This is a genomic window from Bifidobacterium simiarum (assembly GCF_002802905.1).
Lineage (GTDB): Bacteria > Actinomycetota > Actinomycetes > Actinomycetales > Bifidobacteriaceae > Galliscardovia > Galliscardovia simiarum.
The window spans coordinates 71,579-90,595 of record NZ_PEBK01000005.1 but is presented as its reverse complement, the minus strand read 5'-3'; the positions used below and the strand labels follow the sequence as shown (position 1 = coordinate 90,595).

At 63.4% G+C, this 19,017-nt stretch carries 15 protein-coding genes; 2 read left to right on the top strand and 13 right to left on the bottom strand.

Annotation, left to right across the window (positions count from 1 at the left end; translation table 11 throughout):
• Positions 1–72: 72 nt before the first annotated feature.
• The 5 genes from CSQ87_RS06020 to CSQ87_RS05995 form a co-directional block, all read right to left on the bottom strand.
• The gene (locus CSQ87_RS06020; RefSeq protein ID WP_100512972.1) at positions 73–2,517 is read right to left on the bottom strand and encodes a CRISPR-associated helicase/endonuclease Cas3; all 2,445 of its coding nucleotides are present in this window, start codon (positions 2,515–2,517) and stop codon (positions 73–75) included.
• 647 nt (positions 2,518–3,164) lie between these two features.
• Positions 3,165–3,353 carry a helix-turn-helix transcriptional regulator gene (locus CSQ87_RS11305; RefSeq protein WP_100512970.1) on the bottom strand — a complete coding sequence of 63 codons (189 nt, stop codon included), beginning with the start codon at positions 3,351–3,353 and terminating at the stop codon, positions 3,165–3,167.
• A gap of 854 nt (positions 3,354–4,207) precedes the next feature.
• Positions 4,208–5,620 carry an ABC transporter permease gene (locus tag CSQ87_RS06005; RefSeq protein ID WP_100512969.1) on the bottom strand — a complete coding sequence of 471 codons (1,413 nt, stop codon included), beginning with the start codon at positions 5,618–5,620 and terminating at the stop codon, positions 4,208–4,210.
• The gene (locus CSQ87_RS06000; RefSeq protein WP_100512968.1) at positions 5,607–6,908 is read right to left on the bottom strand and encodes an ABC transporter permease; all 1,302 of its coding nucleotides are present in this window, start codon (positions 6,906–6,908) and stop codon (positions 5,607–5,609) included. Before CSQ87_RS06000 ends, CSQ87_RS06005 begins: the two co-directional genes overlap by 14 nt.
• Positions 6,909–6,946: 38 nt before the next feature.
• Positions 6,947–7,978, bottom strand: a complete 1,032-nt coding sequence (locus tag CSQ87_RS05995; RefSeq protein ID WP_100512967.1) for an ABC transporter ATP-binding protein — start codon at positions 7,976–7,978, stop codon at positions 6,947–6,949.
• Between the two features lie 257 nt (positions 7,979–8,235).
• Between CSQ87_RS05995 and CSQ87_RS05990 the strand changes: the two genes are divergently transcribed.
• Complete coding sequence (locus tag CSQ87_RS05990; protein ID WP_100512966.1) at positions 8,236–9,528, top strand: sensor histidine kinase; 1,293 nt, start codon at positions 8,236–8,238, stop codon at positions 9,526–9,528.
• Positions 9,528–10,250: a response regulator transcription factor gene (locus CSQ87_RS05985; RefSeq protein ID WP_165776774.1), complete on the top strand. Its 723-nt coding sequence runs from the start codon at positions 9,528–9,530 to the stop codon at positions 10,248–10,250. The genes CSQ87_RS05990 and CSQ87_RS05985 overlap by 1 nt, the downstream gene beginning before the upstream one ends.
• Positions 10,251–10,377: 127 nt before the next feature.
• On the opposite strand, the gene CSQ87_RS05980 is transcribed toward CSQ87_RS05985, so the two are convergent.
• From CSQ87_RS05980 to CSQ87_RS05945, 8 genes are all read right to left on the bottom strand, one after another.
• On the bottom strand, positions 10,378–11,616 hold the full coding sequence (locus CSQ87_RS05980) for an argininosuccinate synthase (protein WP_100512964.1): 1,239 nt from the start codon (positions 11,614–11,616) through the stop codon (positions 10,378–10,380).
• A 151-nt stretch (positions 11,617–11,767) separates the two neighbouring features.
• Positions 11,768–12,289, bottom strand: coding sequence for an arginine repressor (locus tag CSQ87_RS05975; RefSeq protein ID WP_100513106.1), 522 nt, complete (start codon positions 12,287–12,289; stop codon positions 11,768–11,770).
• 23 nt (positions 12,290–12,312) lie between these two features.
• A complete protein-coding gene (gene argF / locus CSQ87_RS05970) occupies positions 12,313–13,287 on the bottom strand; it encodes an ornithine carbamoyltransferase (RefSeq protein WP_100512963.1) in 975 nt (324 codons plus the stop codon).
• 134 nt (positions 13,288–13,421) lie between these two features.
• Complete coding sequence (locus tag CSQ87_RS05965; protein WP_423734778.1) at positions 13,422–14,714, bottom strand: acetylornithine transaminase; 1,293 nt, start codon at positions 14,712–14,714, stop codon at positions 13,422–13,424.
• Positions 14,707–15,678 carry an acetylglutamate kinase gene (argB, locus tag CSQ87_RS05960; protein WP_100512961.1) on the bottom strand — a complete coding sequence of 324 codons (972 nt, stop codon included), beginning with the start codon at positions 15,676–15,678 and terminating at the stop codon, positions 14,707–14,709. Before argB ends, CSQ87_RS05965 begins: the two co-directional genes overlap by 8 nt.
• Positions 15,679–15,721: 43 nt before the next feature.
• Positions 15,722–16,891 carry a bifunctional glutamate N-acetyltransferase/amino-acid acetyltransferase ArgJ gene (gene argJ / locus CSQ87_RS05955; protein ID WP_100512960.1) on the bottom strand — a complete coding sequence of 390 codons (1,170 nt, stop codon included), beginning with the start codon at positions 16,889–16,891 and terminating at the stop codon, positions 15,722–15,724.
• Positions 16,888–17,982: an N-acetyl-gamma-glutamyl-phosphate reductase gene (gene argC / locus CSQ87_RS05950; RefSeq protein WP_100512959.1), complete on the bottom strand. Its 1,095-nt coding sequence runs from the start codon at positions 17,980–17,982 to the stop codon at positions 16,888–16,890. Before argC ends, argJ begins: the two co-directional genes overlap by 4 nt.
• Before the next feature lie 161 nt (positions 17,983–18,143).
• Complete coding sequence (locus tag CSQ87_RS05945; protein WP_100512958.1) at positions 18,144–18,926, bottom strand: ABC transporter permease; 783 nt, start codon at positions 18,924–18,926, stop codon at positions 18,144–18,146.
• Positions 18,927–19,017: the final 91 nt, after the last annotated feature.

Below are 19,017 nucleotides of genomic sequence, written 5' to 3'. Positions count from 1 at the left end.
TATGTTGGTTTTCATCCACATATCATTTTCGTGTGTCCAGCCAAGTACAGACTGGACACACGAAATACACACTTACATAAAGATGCCATCTGCAGATACGTCATCCAGTTTCAGCCCCAGCCGTGACGAATACAGGCTCATATCCCTCAGAATGAAACAGTCCTCTTCGACATTTTTCCCATATCCGACCGGTAAGACGGCTCCGGCCGACCGAAGTTGCTCAAGATGCCGCGGCCATACTTCAACTGCATATTTACCCAACTTCCGGAAGAGCGTCCGATCGATATCGCCTCGCTCCAGACGATCGCATAATCGCGCCCCCTCGTCGGAAACCTCATCAACCAAGGGAATATATACGGGCACGGTCGGAGTGTCGATGAGCTTGAACTGCCGGGCGATACGCTCAAACGGCATGGGAGTACTCGCATCCCAGCCATGAAGCGGCAGAATCCCCCGCTTGTCCAATGCATCATTTCCGCTGGCCCTGCCGCCGATTTCACCGTCACGCATCTCTAGCAAATCCCTGAAATATTCACGAATCGCATCATTCGAAGCCAGATTCGAATATCGCTCCGCAATATCTCGGAACGCCGATATATTCTGCGTGAGAAATGGCGCGCAGCCGCCTTCCGTGGAAAACACGTACACCATGCTTACCTCCGCCGCGCTCCCGCCCTCACGGTTGCACCGTCCCGCCGTCTGAATGACAGAATCAAGTCCGACCTCCTCCCGGTATGCGACGGGAAAATCGACATCCACTCCGGCCTCGATCAGGGATGTGGATATCACACGACATGGTTCATCGGCTGCAAGACGCTTGCGAATCTCAGAAAACAGACGCTTACGGTCGGCTGCGCATTGCAACGTCGTCAAACAGTAGACACCCTCATTCTCTGATTCAGCGATCCGATCATAGAGATACTGGGCCTTCTTGCGCGTGTTCACGACGCATAGCGCCTGCTTGTGTTGCTTCAGTCGGTCAGCAAGCGCATCCAACTCCATGTCACCGATTCGTTCAATCGTCACACGACGGAACACATCATACTCCGCTTCGGAAAAAGGCGAGAGTTCTGGAATTCTTGGAGAAACTCCGGGAATCTGATCGAACAGTGGTTTAAGCTCCGGTTGAGTGGCAGTACACAGTACTGCAGTAACACCGTAATGCTTTACAAGTTCCGCGATAGCCCTGACACAGGGACGTAGATACGGTACCGGCAACGTCTGTGCCTCGTCGAACACTATGACCGAATTCGCAATGTTGTGGAGTTTACGACAACGGGATGTTTTATTCGAATACAGGCTTTCGAAAAACTGTACGGCTGTAGTGACTACAATCGGCGCATTCCAGTTTTCCGCAGCAAGTGAGCGCCTTAGGTCGATACCGCTCATGTCGGATTCGTCCTTAAGCTGATATGGCGCCTCGGCGTAGTGTGGCAGAACGACATCTGATCCGAAGATTTTCTCGAACTGTTCGACGGTCTGATCGATGATTGAAGTATAAGGAATCACGTAGATGACACGGCGGAGTCCCTGAGAGCGCGCATGCTCTACCGCGAATGTAATCGACGATATGGTTTTCCCACTTCCGGTTGGCGCCGTAAGCGTGTACAGTCCTGTCCCATATGATTCGTCTCGCCCATGTTCAAGACATCGAGTCAACAGTTCGCATCTCTTGATGTCTAACGAGGTCTTGTCAGGTTTGTCGAGATAATGCTGAACCGCACGTTCCACCATGCCGGTCAGTCGTTCAATCTCAACATGGTTATTGGCTTCACGCTCTACAAATGATGCGGATGCCGCTTCGAGCAATGATTCCCATGAGGGTGCTTGTCCCTCGGACATCATCGTAGGGCCCAACTGGGCCTTCACATGTTCCAGCAATTCGTGCTCAGCACGTTCCACGCGGTTCAATGTGAAGAACTCTGCATCGAGTCGGTCACCGTCCACCAATGATGAGAACAGCATACGCGTCAACATCATGTTTGAATAGAAAGACCGTTCTATCACTGCCTCATCATGCACCGAATCCGAATCATGTACTGCATTCTTCCGGAATGCCTGTCGAGGGACATGCAACTGCGTTCCCCATGCCCCAGCTAATTCAAGAGGGTTGCAATCATTCGCCGCTATCGCCTTGGCCATGCGACCATTGAAGGTCGCTCCATCCAACTCGCCGGGACTGCCCACATCAGCCAATCCGGCATGATGCCCAGCCACCGCCAGTGCTGCCTCGGGACGCCCATTTTGTACCAGCAGAAGAGCTCCTGCAGTGGAATGATCAACCCGTCCCGAGTGCTTGGGATCAAGAATCCTTCTCTGGAACGCATCAGAATATTTACCAATATCATGGAACAGCCCCGCCAGCAAACCATCATCCAGATGTCCGAAGTCCCGCGCGAAGGCCCCTGACAGACAGCCAGCCATGGACAAATGTTCCGCGCAAGTTTCATAGCCATGATCACTTGTCCGCGCATAGAACGTTTGCCCTCGTAAACTCTGTCCGTCATAATCTTCCATTTGATGATCCTCGACCGTGTCGACTTCCCTAGTTCAATTCGCATGATGGGTGCGTTCAAAAGAGACGCACGCCGTTTGCCCCGCACTCGCGGGGATGATCCTCACCAGCTGGGCACACCTCGCCACACTGTCATGCAGTCCAGTCTTGCTAGGATCGGCTAGCCTAACGTCTCCGATATTATGATGATCCTTACCGGTCAGCTTCACACCGACATAGCTGAGACCATCGCCGATAAGCACGATAACAACAGGCCTTTTCTTATGTCCGTCATTATCCTCATACTCAACATCGATCCTGACCACGTCGAAACTTCTCAGTCTATCCGGCACGTTTGGTTATCCGGCACGTTTGGCGTCCAGTTCAATCTACCCACTCCTTAGGCAGAACGAGAGCGCCATCTTTGGAGCGGTTTGGATGATAGACGAAACTATCTGGTATGTCCAGAATGGGCCCGTCGTTGTCGTAGCCAACGACGCGAACTCTCTCCGTCTCACGACGTACAGCGGACCAGTCACGAAGGTGTACGCTTGCTATGCGCTTGGCGCGACGTTCCTTTACAAGCGTTGTCATACCATATCACCTCACTTTCACTAGTGGTTTCAAGCATACCCGCAACAGGTATGCCAAAGTAAAGAGAATTCAGGGGCTAGTGAAGCAATTCATGTGGGTCGCAATCCAGCGTGTCCGCTAGTTTCAATGCCGTTACCAACCATAATTGTTCGGCTGGTTTTTTACCCGTCTCGATATCGCTGATATTCGGTCTGGGTATGCCACTTAACTCGGCTAGCATGGCCTGAGTGATGCCACGACGCTTGCGTATCTCTCTTAGTCCCATATGACTCACCTCGCTATACTGTGGTGAGCACGATTGTATCCGAAATGTCTATGATCGACTACATACGGGCATGAAAAATATCAAACTCAATGACTCTAGACAATTCCATGCCGGGCATAGAGTCTCGTTAGCGACTCGGCGCGGTACGTACCAGTGGGACCGTATAAGGATGTACGCCCACGTTTGCCCCGCACTCGCGGGGATGATTTCTTCGACGTATAAAGGAGATGCGACCCAAGTTCCTATTCAGGACCAGAGGCCGCATCTCTAAATGATTATTATAGCGTTTGCCCCGCACTCGCGGGGATGATCCGAACATGACCCACAACGAGAACTGGCTAGACTAGTTTGCCCCGCACTCGCGGGGACGGTGATATTATGAAGACATAAGCGGAAGCATCCCGCCGACCTTTTACGGGGGGCTACTTCCGCTTTATTCGTACGAGGTTGTCGACGGTGACAAGACGTATTTCAAAGGCCGGGAACCCTCCACCATGTCCGTTATAAGCGGTTTTAAGGGTGAAAGGCACCGACCTCCTTCTCAGATTTTACCAGCGTAAAGAACCTTGCTCCTAGCCGACCGAGGCCCGCACACCATGGGGAGAATGCGGGCCTCGGTCGGCTAGGAGCAATCAGCGGACCACTCCGCGGCACTTACTCCACGGCGCTTTCGGGGACGTCGATGCCGATGCCGAACCTGATGTCGCGGGCCGAAACACCCGTATTCCGGATTTACGGTGCCAAACACCCGTTTCTGGGCTTTCCGAACGGGTATTCGACGCTGTAAAGAGCGGGGAACGGATGTTTGGACCGCGCTGCGCACGCCCTCGCATACACGACGCCGCCCTCTTCCGTCACGCTTCGGCGAGCTGCGTCGTCGCGGCGGAGACCGGCGCGGGGCGGGAGCGGCGGATGCGACCGATGGCGAGTCCGAGCGCGACGAACGCGACGGCGAACAGCGCGACGATGCCGGTGCCCGTCGCCCAACCGCCCGCGTCGACGCCGCCGGACGACGCCGTGCCGATGCCGAGCGCGTCGTCGATCGCCGTGCAATACCACCAGCCGGGCAGCATCCGCCCGACCGCGAGCATCGAGTCGGGGATCATGTCCACGGGCAGGGACACGCCCGAGGTGAACAGCAGCAGCAGGCCGAACACGTTGGCGAAACCGTTGGCCATCGTATCGCTGAATCCCGCCTCGCCGAGCAGGAAGCCGCAGGCGACGGTCATCAGCGCGTACACGCAGGCCGACAGGATCGTCATCGCCATGCCTGCGGGTGCGAGGGATGTGGGATCAAGTCCGGCGGCGAGCATCAGCGCGACGGTGGCGAGCAGATAGGCGGCGACCACGACGAGCGCGAACCCGCACAGGGTGGCCATGCGCTGCATGCCCATCGTCGAGGATCGTTGCGGCGAGACGAACAGCCGTCTCCGCGTCTCCCCCACGTTGAATACGCCGGACACGAGCGCCGTGCACACGGTCATCGCAAGGAACAGCGGGTAGAGGGCGACCTTAATCGTGGAACCGAAGCCGGCCGCCGCACGTTCCACCGCAGACGCGGCATCGGCGTCGACGGCCGCGTCGGTGTGGTCGACCGTGATCTCGTGGTTCACGTTCTTGTCGCGGGCGAACGCACGCACCCGTTTCGTCGCGGCGGTAAGGTCGTCGAGGTCGGGGCGTGCAACGGTACCGGCCATACCCGCCGCACCGGTCATGCCACTCGCACCGGTCATACTCGCCGTACCGGTCATACTCGCCGTACCGGTCATGTTGCCCGTACCGGTCACGTTCGCACCGATCAGTTCGGTGCGCGTCAGCGAAAGGAATCCGCCGGTGGCCATCGACGCCATCGACCCGACGCCGGACGTGTAGCTGGTGACGGTTTCGACGACCGGCACCTTCCCGGATTCCGTGGCCGAGTCGAGCAGCTTGTTCGCATAGCCATCCGGGACGATGATGATGAGGTCCACCCAGTTCGAGGCGACCGCCTGCTGCATCGTCTGGGAGTCGTCGTCGAGGTCGATCACGTCGTTGTCCGCGGCGAGGTAGGTGCGTAGCGAAGAAGCGACGCCTCCTCGGTCGGAGTCCCGGTCGATGACGGCGACGGTGGCGCGGCCGGGCTCATACGCGTCGGACGTGTCGTTCCCGCCGCCCAGCAGCGCGGAACCGCTGATGGCGAGCATCATCACGCCGATCAGCACCAGATAGATGATGATGTACAGCTTGTGCGCGGCGAGCACGCGCAGCGTGGCCTTACAGGTGTTCATAGCGTTGCTCCTTGAGCATGACGACGCCAGAGGCCAGGAACACGGCGCTCATCGCGATAAGCACGCCGCAGGTCGTGGCGAACGGACGGTAGTCGTCGTAGTAGAGAATGTCGTAGAACAGGTTCGTCACCTGCTGGGCGGGGTTGACAAGCGCGAGCAGCGGCGCGTGACGGGTGATCCAGTCGCTCAGCTGCATCGCGAAGCCGCCGTACAGGCCGGAGAACAGGGACAGCGTGCACGGGATCGCGCTTGTCAGGCCGACCTTCACGCTGTTCCTGAGTCCCGGAATCGCGCCGATCATCGTGCCGAACGCGCACGCCATGAACGAGGCGACCGCGACAGCGGCCACGGCGGCCGGCTCGCGGCCTCCCAACGGTACATCGCACACGTAGCGGATATAGGCGAGCGCAATGGTGAGGCTCACGTCGGAGCACAGCCAGCTGGAGAGGAATCCGGCCATGAGCTGCCGGCCGCGACCGAGCGGCGCGACCGTGCGCCGGATGCCCAACGCAGACAGATTCGCCTGCGCGCTGGTGACCGCGGCGATCGAATACCCCATGGCCATGAGGCAGGCCATGCCGAGCAGCGCGTAGAAGTAGCGTGCGGTCACGTTCGGCGTGGAGTTCGTGAGCGTGGTCTCGCGCGTCGTATCCGCGATGTCGCCGATGGACGACCAGAACGCGCGGGCCCGCATCGCCTCCGGGTGGCGTTGGAGCAGGTCGCGGGTCGCCGCATCGGTCCGGTTGTACAGGTCGATCACGCCGGAGAGCGCGGCGACGGTGACGGCGCCGTTCGAATCGGTGGCCGCCGTGCCCTTCATCGACTCGGCCGCCCGTGACGACAGGGTCAGTCGGATGTTTCCGTCGCCGTCGACGCGCAGATAGCCCTTCACTGTGCCGTCGGCGAGCTTGTCGCGAGCGTCGTCGACCGTGGCGGCCGTTGTGGCATCAAGTAGCTTGGTGACGGTCGCGGTCGCGCCGCCGGAATCGTTCACGCCGCCAGAATCGTTCGCACTGGAGCTCTCCCCCGTCGCGCCGCTTCCGCTCTTGCTTGTGGCGTCGCTCTTGCCGGACAGTCCGTCGATGAATGTCTTCGCGCCGGGCGACTTCGCCCAGTTCGCATCCTCGACGACCGCCATCGGCATGGCTTTGAGCTCATAGCCTTCCGCGAGATTGCCGAGCAGACCGTTGAACAGGGTGGCGAGCGCGATCGGGAACACGATGAGCCAGAACAGCGACTGCCTGTTGCGCAGGTTCGTTTTCAACGTCATGACGAATGTGGTCCACATGGTTGCCTCCTTTCCGTGGGGCGTGCGACGTGCGCCGGTCAGTCGCGCAGCGCCTTGCCGGTGAGTTCGAGGAACACGTCGTTCAAGGTGGGCGGCCGGCTGGTGAGATGGCCGACGTTCACGTCCGCGGAGCGCAGCACGCCGAGCAGGTCGACGAGGTTGTGATCGCCGCGGCGGCAGCGTACATCGAGTTCGCGCCCGTTCCAGTCCGCCTCGACGACGAAGCCGAGGGCACGCACGTGGGCGAGCGTCTCATCGCCGAGGTCGAGCGTTTCGACGGTGATGCGTTCGCCCGTGTCGATCATGGATTTGAGTTCGTCGGCGGTGCCGAGCGCCAGATGCCGCCCGTGGTCCATGATGAGGATGCGGTCGCAGATCTGTTCGACCTCCTCCATGTAGTGGCTCGTGTAGACGATGGTCGCGCCGGCCGCGTTGAGCCGTTCGATGCCTTCGAGGATCGCGTTGCGGCTTTGCGGGTCAACGGCCACGGTAGGCTCATCGAAGAAGATGAGGTCGGGCTTGTGCGCGACGCCGCACGCGATGTTGAGACGCCGCAGCAGACCGCCGGAGAGTTTGCCGGGACGGAACCGGCGGAATTCGCCGAGTCCGGTGAAGTCAATCGCCTCTTCGACGAGTGGCGCACGATCGGCTTTCCTTGCCACGTATAACGAGCAGAAGTAGTCGATGTTCTCTTCGACGGTCAGCTCGTTGAACACGGCGACGTTCTGCGGAACGAGGCCGATGTGCCGTTTGAGCGCGTAGCTGGTCGGGGTCATCGGCTCGCCGAACACGCGGATCGCGCCCGCATCGTAGGAGAGCAGCGCGAGGATGCAGTTGATGGCCGTGGTCTTGCCGGAGCCGTTGGGGCCGAGCAGGCCGAAGATCTCGCCCTGCCGGATGTCGAGGTCGAAATGGTCGAGCGCCACCATGTCGCCGTAGCGTTTGACGAGTTTCGCCACGCTGATGGCCGGCGTCGCGGCCGTCGACGTGTCGGCGGTCCGTGTCTCGGCCGTCGTCGGTGTCACGGCGGTCGGCGTCGAAGTCGCGGTGGTCGTGTGGTCGTACGTCATGTCCGTTCCCTTCCGTGGGTGGTTGTCTTCATCGTCCCACCCGCGTATGCGCCCCGCCACCTGCAAACGTCACCGATCCGCATGGGGCGGGTGACATTCGTCACCATATGTCCGGAAGGGAGCGGAATGCGGAGGTGACTAATCGCGGGTACGTGTTACGGGAGCGGGCGGACGGACACGGAGCGGTCCGGGATGCGTCCCGCGGCGAAGCGGGTAGGCTGGGTGGTGACGGTTCGGTACGGACGACGGAGGATCTCATGCGGGCGGTGATCGGGAAGGGGCTGTTGCTCGCGCTATGCCTCACGTTCGCGCCGGTCATGCGCGAGGCCGTGGACGCGGTGCTGGTCACGGCGATGCTTATGGCCGTGATCGTTTCCGGCCTGTCCGAATGGTTGTCCGGCAGACGCATGGCGTTCCTGCCGGCGACGGTGTTCTGCCTGGTCGCCGTGGTCATCGGCGACTGCCGCCTGTTCCTGCCGCTCGTCGCCTTCGACATGGCACGGCTTCCGATGGCCGCGAATCATACGAACCATCCGAATCGTCTCGTCACGCTGATGCCGGCCATCGTGCGTTGGCTGTGGGTGCTGCCGCTGATTCCGGCGGCGGCCGAGGCACGTTTCGGCGGTGTCGTCGCCCCGGCGGCGCTGCTGATCATGGCGACGTGCGTGGGGTTTCTGATGGGCTCGGATTTGCGCGACGTCCCGGTGCTGAGCAAGGCGTTGCGCCGTACCGAGGACCGATTGCGGGAATCGTCGCGTTCGTCCCGGATCAGAATCGCCGATCTGGACGAGGAACGTGCGCAGTCGGTGCGCATGGCGACGCTCGGCGAGCGCACGCGCATCGCCCGCGACATCCATGACAACGTCGGCCATCTGCTGACGCGCGCGATCATGCAGGCGCAGGCGGGGCGTGCGGTGGCCGAAGCCACCGGCGACGCCGTCGCCGCGCGAGGGTTCGACGCATTGGGGACGACGTTGGACGATGCGATGACGATGGTGCGCCGGTCCGTGCACGATCTGGAGGACGACGGCACCGATGTCGCCGCGCAGATCGAGGATGCGGCCCGATCGTTCGCCGCATCCGCCGGCACGGGACGGGGTTTGGAGGTGCGTCTGGAGAACGACGTCGACGCGGCTCCCGCACCGGTCTCGCGGTGCCTTGCGACGGTGATCCGCGAATCGTTGGCGAACGTGGCGCATCACAGCATGGCGCGTGATGCGCGGGTGACGTTGCGTGATTTCCCCGCGTTCTGGCAGCTGGTCGTGTCCGATCCCGGCCCGGCGGTCCCATCAGGCGACGATGTGGATCCCGCCGGCGCTCCCCCACACGGCATGGGGATCTCCGACATCGAATCGCGGGTACGCGCGTTGGGCGGCACCGCGTACTGCGGCCCCTACGATGGGGGTTGGCGCGTGTTCGTTTCGATCCCGAAGGCCCGGTGGGACATGGACGGCGATACACGGAAGGCTCCGGACACGGGGACTCACGGGATTCACGAAAGTCATGAGTCCCGTGGAGGTCGTGGGACTCATGGAAAGGCGGGTGCATGATGCGTATCGCGATCGTGGACGACGATCCGATCGTCTGCCAGTCGTTGGAGACGATTCTGACCGCCACGGAAGCGGCCGACGTGCTGTGGACGGCGAATGACGGAGACGATGCGGCCGGACGGTATTTCGCCACACCGGGCATGCATCCGGACATCCTGCTCATCGACATCCAGATGCCGGGGCTCGACGGGCTCGACGCGGCGAGGGAAATATTGGAGCGAGACCCGGCGGCGCGCATTCTGTTCCTTACCACATTCGCGGACCGCGCGTACATCGCGCAGGCGATGGCGTTGGGCGCGAAGGGCTATCTCATCAAACAGGACGTCACGGCCGTGGGGCCGGCGCTGCAGGCGGTCATGGCCGGCCAAGTGGTGCTGGGTTCCGACGTGCTCGACAAGCTCACCGGCGGCGGTGATGACGGCGCGGATGCCCTTGCAGACGATTCGGCCTCCCCATCAAAACGGCGCAGGGCATCGACCGCCGGATCGACGCCGGACCACGGCACGCCGTCGGCCGATGTGGCGGCGCTGGAGTCGACGCTCAACGAGCGCGAGCGCGAGGTCGCGGCGCTCGTGGCCGAGGGATTCGACAACCGCGATATCGCGAAGAGACTGTGTTTCAGCGAAGGCACGGTGCGCAACCGGGTCAGCAGCGCGCTCGACAAGCTCGGCCTGACCAACCGCACCCAGCTCGCCATCCTGTGGATCAACGCCCACCGCTGACGTGCGATAAAGACAAAGGGAGCCGACCTTGATGGGCCGACTCCCGTGGATTTGGATGCGGGCATGGGAGTCCTCATCCGATGATGCGTCTTACATGACTTACTCCGCGACGCTTACTCGACACCTCTTACTCGACGGCGTTTTCGGGGACGTCGATGCCGTTGCCGAACTTGATGTCGCGGGCGGCGGCGACGCGGCTCGGCAGGCCGTAGATGTCGATGAAGCCGTTGGAGGACTTCGAGTCGAAGCTGTCGCCGGAATCGTAGGTGGCGAGGTTGTAGTCGTACAGCGAGCTGTCGGAGCGACGGCCGGTGACGACGGCGCGACCGCCGTGCAGCACCATGCGCACCTCACCGGAGACGTACTTCTGGGTGTCCTCGATGAACGCGTTGAGCGACTTGACGGCCGGGCTGAACCACTGCGCATCGTACACGAGCTCGCCCCAGCGCTTGTCGATGTCGCGCTTGATGCGGTGCTGCTCGCGCTCGAGGCAGCAGTTCTCGAGCTCCTGATGGGCGGTGATCAGTGCCACGGCGCCCGGAGCCTCGTACAGCTCACGGGACTTGATGCCGACCAGACGATCCTCAATCAGGTCGATGCGGCCGATGCCCTGGGCGCCGGCACGACGGTTCATTTCCTCGATGGCCTGCAGCGGGGTGACGTCGCGGCCGTCGATCTTCACCGGGATGCCCTGCTTGAATTCGATGGTCACCTCGTCCTCGACCGGCGGGAAGGCCGGATCGTCGGTGTAGGAGTAGCAATCCTTGGTCGGACCGTTCCACGGATCCTCGAGGAAGCCGGTCTCGATGGCGCGGCCCCACACGTTCTGATCGATGGAGTACGGGCTCTTCTCGGTCTGGGTGATCGGCAGCTTGTGCTCCTTGGCGAACGCGATCTCCACGTCGCGGGTCAGGGCCAGATCACGGATCGGGCTGATGGCCTTGAGCTTCGGGTCGATGGAGGCGATGGACACCTCGAAACGCACCTGATCGTTGCCCTTGCCGGTGCAGCCGTGGGAGATGGTGTCGGCGCCGAACTGGTGGGCAGCGCGCACGAGGTGCTTGGAGATCAGCGGGCGGGAGATGGCGGAGACCAGCGGGTACACGCCTTCGTACATGGCGTTGGCCTTGAGGGCCATCATGCAGTATTCGTTGGCGAACTCGTTGCGGGCGTCGACCACGTAGGCTTCGACGGCACCGCAGGCAAGCGCGCGCTGCTTGATGGTTTCGAGGCTTTCGCCGCCCTGACCGACGTCGAGGGACACGGCGACGACGTCCTTGCCGGTGCGCTCCTTGAGGTACGAGATGGCAACGGAGGTGTCGAGACCGCCGGAATATGCCAGAACAAGACGATTGTTATCCGCCATGACTTCCCTTTCTAGCCGGACGTACGGCCGGTATGGCTTGGTTCGCGAATGGTGCTGCGTATATTATGCATGAGTATGCATAAGTATGCAAATCGGTGAGTCGCGCAGCGTCGGACCAGCCTCGACCCACCGTCAATACATGTATTGATATTCAGTTCTTCGACGCCAGTGCGAGCAGCCAGTCGGCCCGGCTCTGCGCACTGTCGTCGTCGATGCAGATCATCATTACCGTATCATCTCCGGCGATGGTGCCCAGCACGTCGGCGGCCGGCTGCTTGTCGATCACGCTGGCCACGTACTGCGCCGCCCCGGAGGGCGTATGCACGACGACCAGATTCCGCGCCGCGGCCACCGAGGTGATCAGACCGGACAGCACCCGGGACATCTGCTGTTCGCCCCGGGACTCTCCCCCGTTCTCCCCTCGGGCCGGAGCCGTGGCGGCATGACCGATCGCATACGCCACCGTCCCGTCGGCAAGACGGGTCTTGGTGGCGTTCATCTCATCGAGATCACGGCTCAGCGTGGCCTGGGTCACGGCGATGCCCTGATCGGCGAGGATCTGGGAAAGCTGCGACTGCGAGGTGACGATGTGATGGACCAGCGCCTGCTCGATGGCGCTCAGTCGCGCCGCACGGGTCGCCGGCCGCTGCAATGACGGAGTGGAATCGGACATGGATGATATGGATGACATGGATATCAGGCGAGCTCTCCCAACAGCGACGGATCCTCACGCTGCCATGCGATCAGCCAGGTGAGCAGGGCCTTCTGCGCGTGCAGACGGTTCTCGGCCTCGTCCCACACCACCGACTGCGGTCCGTCGATCACCTCGGAGGTGACCTCCTTGCCGCGGTAGGCGGGCAGGCAGTGCTGGAACAGGGCGTCCGGCTTGGCCACCGACATCAGTTCGGCGTTCACCTGATAGTTCCAGAACGGCTTGGATCGGATGGCGTATTCGGCCTCCTCGCCCATGGAGACCCAGGTGTCGGTGAACACGCAGTCGGCGTCGGCCGCCGCCTCCTTGGCGTCGGTGGTCACGAGGATGGAGCCGCCGTTCTCGGCCGCGATGCGCTTGGCATCGGCCACGATCTGCGGATCGGGCAGATAGCCCTCCGGGCCGGCCACACGCACGTTCATGCCGGCGACGGCGCCGCCGAGCAGGTAGGAGTTGGCCATGTTGTTCGCCGCGTCGCCGAGGTAGGCGATGGTCTGTCCGGCCAGCGCATCCACGCCGCCGCGGTGCATGGCGATGGTCTGCAGGTCGGCGAGCACCTGGCAGGGGTGGAACTGGTCGGTCAGCGCGTTGACCACCGGGCAGGTGGCATACTTGGCCATCTCCTCGACGCGCTCCTGACCGAAGGTGCGCCACACGATGCCGTAGGCCATGCGGGTGAGCACGCGGGCCGTGTCGGCGACGGGTTCGCCGCGGCCCAGCTGGGAGCTGGACTTGTCGATCACCAGCGGGTAGCCGCCGAGCTCGGCCACGCCGATGGAGAAGCTGGAGCGGGTGCGGGTGCTGGGCTTGTCGAACAGCACCGCCACCGCCTGCGGGCCTTCGAACGGGCGGGAGTAGAAGCGGTTGGCGCGGAACTTCTCCGCGAGCTTGAGGATCTGCTTCTGCTCCTCGTGGTTGATGTCGTCGTCGCGCAGCATGTGCCGCAGTTCGTGTGCCATCGTGTGCTCCTTACGGATTCGGGTTTACGGATGATTGACGGAAGGGTTGAATGGTGAAACGGTCCGACGGCACCGACCGGCAGATCAGCCGGCGTGATGCCATCGGACGATCGATACAGGTGCAATACAGGCGATCAGTCGTCGGGCAGATCGGCGGGCACCCCGGAGAGGATCTCGAGGCACTGGTCCACGTCGTGCTCGGTGATGATCAGCGGAGGCGCGAAGCGCAGGGCGTTCGGCGCCACGGCGTTGACGATGAGGCCGCGCTGGAGTGCCCAGTCGGCCACGGCGTGGGCGCACGGATGGGCCAGCTGCACCGCGTCGAGCAAACCACGGCCGCGCACTTCGCCGAACAGCGGGTTGTCGAGCGAGGCGAGGCCTTCGCGCAGCTGACGGCCGCGCTCCTCCACGTTGGCCAGCAGGTTCTCGTCCTCGATGACCTTGAGGGTGGCGAGGCCCGCGGCCGCGCCCAGCGGGTTGCCGGCGAAGGTGGAGCCGTGCGAGCCGGGGGTGAACAGCGAGGAGAGCTTGTCGCCGAAGGCGATCAGGCCGCCCATCGGGAAGCCGCCGGCCACGCCCTTGGCGAAGGTGATGGCGTCGGGGGTGATGCCGCCGGAGAGATCCTCACGCTGGAACGAGAACCATTTGCCGGTACGGCCGATGCCGCACTGCACCTCGTCGATGATCAGCAGCGCGTGATGACGGTCGCACAGTTCGCGGGCGGCCTTCACGTAGTCGGCGCCGAGCGGGACCACGCCGGCCTCGCCCTGGATCATCTCCATGATCACCGCGGCCACCGGTCCCTTGCCGTAGTGGCCGAGTCCGGTCTCGTTGAACGCGCGCTGCAGGGATTCGACGCTGCCGGCCTCCACGAATTCGATCGCGGGCACCAGCGGCTCGAACGGCTTGCGGATCGCCGGCTTCCAAGTGGCGGAGAGCGCGCCGAGCGTACGGCCGTGGAAGCCGTGGGTCATGGCCAGGATGCGGGCGGGCTTGCCGCCGATGTCGGGCAGCGCACCGGGCAGGGTGCGGCCGTACAGCTTGGCGAGCTTGATCGCCGCCTCGTTGCCTTCGGCGCCGGAGTTGCCGAAGTACACGTGGGAGCCCTTCGGGGCGCCGGCCAGCTCGACCAGCCTCGAGGCCAGTTCGATCTGCGGCTCGGTGGCGAAGTAGTTGCTCACATGGGCCACCTTGGCGGCCTGCTCGGCGATGGCCTTCACCCATGCCGGGTGGGCATAGCCGAGCGCGTTGACGGCGATGCCGCCGAGGAAGTCAAGGTATTCGTTGCCGTCGACGTCCCACAGGTGGGCGCCCTCGCCGTGGTCCATCACGCGCAGCGGGGTGCCGAAGACGTTCATGTGGACGTCCTTGTAGGCTCCCAGCCACTTGTTGTCGTTGCTTCCCAGCGTTTCCAGATTATCAGCCATGATAATATGCGCTCCTCATCTCGATGCCATCCTCGGGCACGACCATGGTGCCGATGCCCTGCGTGGTAAAGATCTCGTTCAGGATCGAATGCGGCTTGCGACCGTCGATGATGTGAGCCTGCTCGACGCCGCCGTCGATCGCCCGCACGCACGCCTCCATTTTCGGACGCATGCCGGACTCCAGCTCGGGCAGCATATCGCGCAGGTTCTCCACACCGATGCGGCCGACCAGCGAATCACGGTCGGGCCAGTCGGCGTACAGGCCGTCGACGTCGGTGAGGATCACGAGCTTGCGGGCGCCAAGGGCGGCGGCCAGCGCGGCGGCCGCGGAATCGGCGTTCACGTTGAGCACCTCGGTGGGGTCGTCCTCGTTCGGCGCCACGGAGGAGACGACCGGGATGCGGCCGGCCGCGATGAGGTCCTCCACCGCAGAGGCGTCCACGCTCACCACGTCGCCCACCAAGCCGATGTCGGTGGGCTTGCCGTCGATGATCGGCTTGCGCTGCATGGCGGAGAACAGGCCGCCGTCCTCGCCGGACAGGCCGACCGCCATCGGACCGTGGGAGTTGATGAGTCCCACGAGCTCGCGCGACACCTTGCCGGTGAGCACCATGCGCACCACGTCCATGGCCTCGGGCGTGGTCACGCGCAGACCGCCCTTGAACTCAGACTTGATGCCCAGGGCCTTGAGCATGTTGGAGATCTGCGGGCCGCCGCCGTGCACCACCACCGGATGCAGGCCGACCTGACGCAGGAACACCATGTCCTCGGCGAAGTTCTGCTTGAGCTTCTCGTCGACCATCGCGTTGCCGCCGTACTTGATGACCACGCGCTGGCCGTAGAACTCCTCCAGCCACGGCAATGCCTCGATCAGCACCTCGGCCTTCTGATCGGCGCGCAGATCGGTATGCACGTCGAAGTGGAATCCGGGGCCTACCACGTTCTTCGTTTCCGCCTTAACCATTGTCCTTATTTCCTTGGAATCGGAATCATTGCCCTCGGCCGGCTCACGACTCGTAGTCGGCGTTGATGTGCACGTATTCGTGCGTCAGATCGTCGGTCCACACGGTGGCGCTCTGCTCGCCCTCGCCCAGATCGATGTCGAAATGCACCTCGCGCGGCGTCATGTCCACGTCGGAGCGCGGGGCGCCCGGCTTGCCGCCGTCGCACACGCGCACGCCGTTGACGTCCACGGTCACGTTGTTCGGATCGTAGGGGGCGACCTCCTCGGGCACGGTGCCCAGCGAGGAGACCACACGGCCCCAGTTCGGGTCGTTGCCGGCCACGGCGCACTTGAGCAGGTTGGAGGCGGCCACGGCGCGGGCGCAGGCCAGCGCGGCCTCCTCGCTGGTGGCGCCGGTCACGGTGACGCGGATGTCGTGCGAGGCACCCTCGCCGTCGCCGATGATCTGGCGGGACAGCGAGGCGCAGGCCTGGGCCACGAGCGCATCGAACTCGGCCTCGTCGGGCTCCACGCCGGAGGCGCCGGAGGCGAGCAGCAGCACAGTGTCGTTGGTCGACATGCAGCCGTCCACGTCGATGCGGTTGAACGAGGTCTCCACGCCGGCGCCCAGCGCCTTGCGGGCCTGTTCGGCGCTCACCTTGGCGTCGGTGGTGATCACGCACAGCATGGTGGCCAGCTGCGGGGCGATCATGCCCGAGCCCTTGACCATGCCGCCGATGCGGTAGCCGGCGCCCTCGAGGGCCACGGTCTTCTTCTTGGTGTCGGTGGTCAGGATGGCCTCGGCGGCCAGTTCGCCGGCCTCCGCGCTCGAAGCGAGCTCGGCGTGCGCGGCCTTCACGCCGGCGAGCACGTTGTCGAGCGGCAGCAGGTCGCCGATCATGCCGGTGGAGCACACGGCCACGTTCGCGGCGTCCACGCCCTCCAGCCCGGCCATCGCGGCCGCGGTGTCGGCGGACTGACGGTAGCCGGCCTCGCCGGTGCAGGCGTTGGCGCAGCCGGAGTTGAGCACGACGGCCTTGATGTGACCGTCGGCCACGGCCTTGCGCGACCACTGCACGGGTGCGGCACAGAACCGGTTGAAGGTGAACACGCCGGCGGCCACGTCCAGCGGGCCGTCGTTGGCCACCACGGCCAGATCCTTCTTGCCCTTCACCGCCGAAACGCCGGCGGCCACGCCGGCTGCGGAAAATCCCTTGGCGAACGTTACGCTCACGGTGCCACTCCAATCATTGTCAGTCCAGTGTTTTCTTCAAGTCCAAGCGCGATGTTGAGCGACTGCACGGCCTGTCCCGCGGTGCCGCGGTTGAGGTTGTCGATGGCCGCGAACGCCAGCAGGCGCTTCGCGCGTCGGTCGACCGCCACCTGAATGTGCGCGGCGTTCGATCCGATGATGTTGCCGGTGGCCGGCAACACGCCTTCGGGCAGCAGGATCATGAACGGCTCGTCGCGGTAGGCGTTCTCCCATACGGCGCGGATCTCGGCGTCGCTCATGGCAAGGGCCTTGTCGGTCATGCGCGAGGAGACCGTGGCGAGGATGCCGCGGGACATCGGCGCGAGCACCGGCGTGAAGCCCAGCGTGAACCGGCTTGCCTCGGCGGCGTCAAGACCGGCGGCATGCGCGAAGTTCTGCAGGATCTCGGGAATGTGACGGTGGGTGCCACCCACGCCGTAGGGCAGCGCGGAGCCCATGGCCTCGGCGGCCAGCAGATTGGTGCGCTTGAGGTTCTTGCCGGCGCCCGAATAACCCACCACGAGGTCGGCGACCAGATCGTCGGGCTCGACGAGGCCTTCGGCGATGCCCGGCTGCATGGCCAGCGTGGTCGCGGTGACGTTGCAGCCCGGTCCGGCGATGCGCCTGACGCCGGGAAGCGCCGCGCGCTGACGCAGGTAGGAGCCGTCGGCGGCCTTGCCCGTGATGAGTTCGGGCATGCCGTACGTCCAGTGCTCGTAGAAGTCGCCGCCGTAGTATTCGTCCCAGGCGGACTGCTCCTCAAGACGGTGGTCGGCGCCCAGATCGACCACCACGCTGTTCGGGTCGAGCTGTGCGGCCAGGGCTCCGGATGCCCCGTGCGGCAGCGCCAGAATGATCACATCGTGACCATTGAGCGCCTCGGGGGTGGTGTCCTCCACCGTCAGATCGGCCAGCTGCGGAATGTGCGGCATGTGCTTGCCCAGCTTGTCCCCCACCGAGGAGTGACCCGCCACGCAGGTGACCTCCATATTCGGATGCGCGGCAAGGATGCGCAACGCCTCGCCACCCGCATATCCGGTGGCTCCGGCAACCGCGACCGTATATCGTGCCATGACTCTCCCTATATCGGCCGCAATGGATGGCATTACGGCCTTCTCGTCCAGTAACAAGCGACGATTATACACACCTATGCAGAACTATGCATAATTATGCAATATATCGAGAGTCCGCGTGTTGGACACTGTTGGACACTGTCTGACGGTGTCGGACGCCGTCAGACGCTGGTCGCCCCGTCCCCGGAACCGCCCGCACCACCGGATCCGCCCGTGCCGCCGGAGGAATCGAATCCGTACAGCTGGGCGATGAACTGGTACGGGTCCATGCCGGTGGCCGTCAGGTACACCGCCAGCGCCATGGTGATCAGGCTGATGATCACGGCGGCGATCGCCAGTCCGCGGCCCTTCATGCGGAACAGTCCGGTGCGGTACACCGAAAGGCCGCCGAGCAGCATCGGGATGATGGGCACGCCCATCAGCGCCATGATGAACGCGATGATCGCGGTCGGATCCCATCGGCCGTACAGCGGGTTCTGATTCGGGTCCTCAAGATCGATGCCGCCGCGATACCGGCTGCGATCGTTGGGGTCGCCGGGCGGCGGCGTCTGCGGACCATAGCCGTATCCCGGCGTGCCGTATGGGGAACGACCGTACGGGGATTGACCATACGGGGATCGTCCGTACGGATCATTGCCGCCGGTCTGACCATACCGACCGTTCTGTCCATACTGCCCGTTGGGATTCGCCGTCGGCGTCTGCGGGGCCGGACCGTCCTGCTTCGCCGGCTCCGGATCCGGTTCGCCGTACACGTATGGATTCCAGTTCGGGTACCGGTTCGCCATCTCGCCGTATTCCGGCTCCAGATACTGGCCGTATTCCGGCTGCTGACGGACGGACGGCGTCTCCGTCCCGCGGGATCGGTTCCCGGTCGAGCCCCCGGACCGATCCGCGGACGGACGGTCTTCGGGAGCCTGATCGTTCCATACGTGCTGTGTGCTCATAGTTCCTTTCATAGCAGTGGCCGCCGGGAAAATCACGGATTTGCCCGCAAACCCGCGCGATCTTCGCCCGCAGAGGAAAACCGGAAGAGAA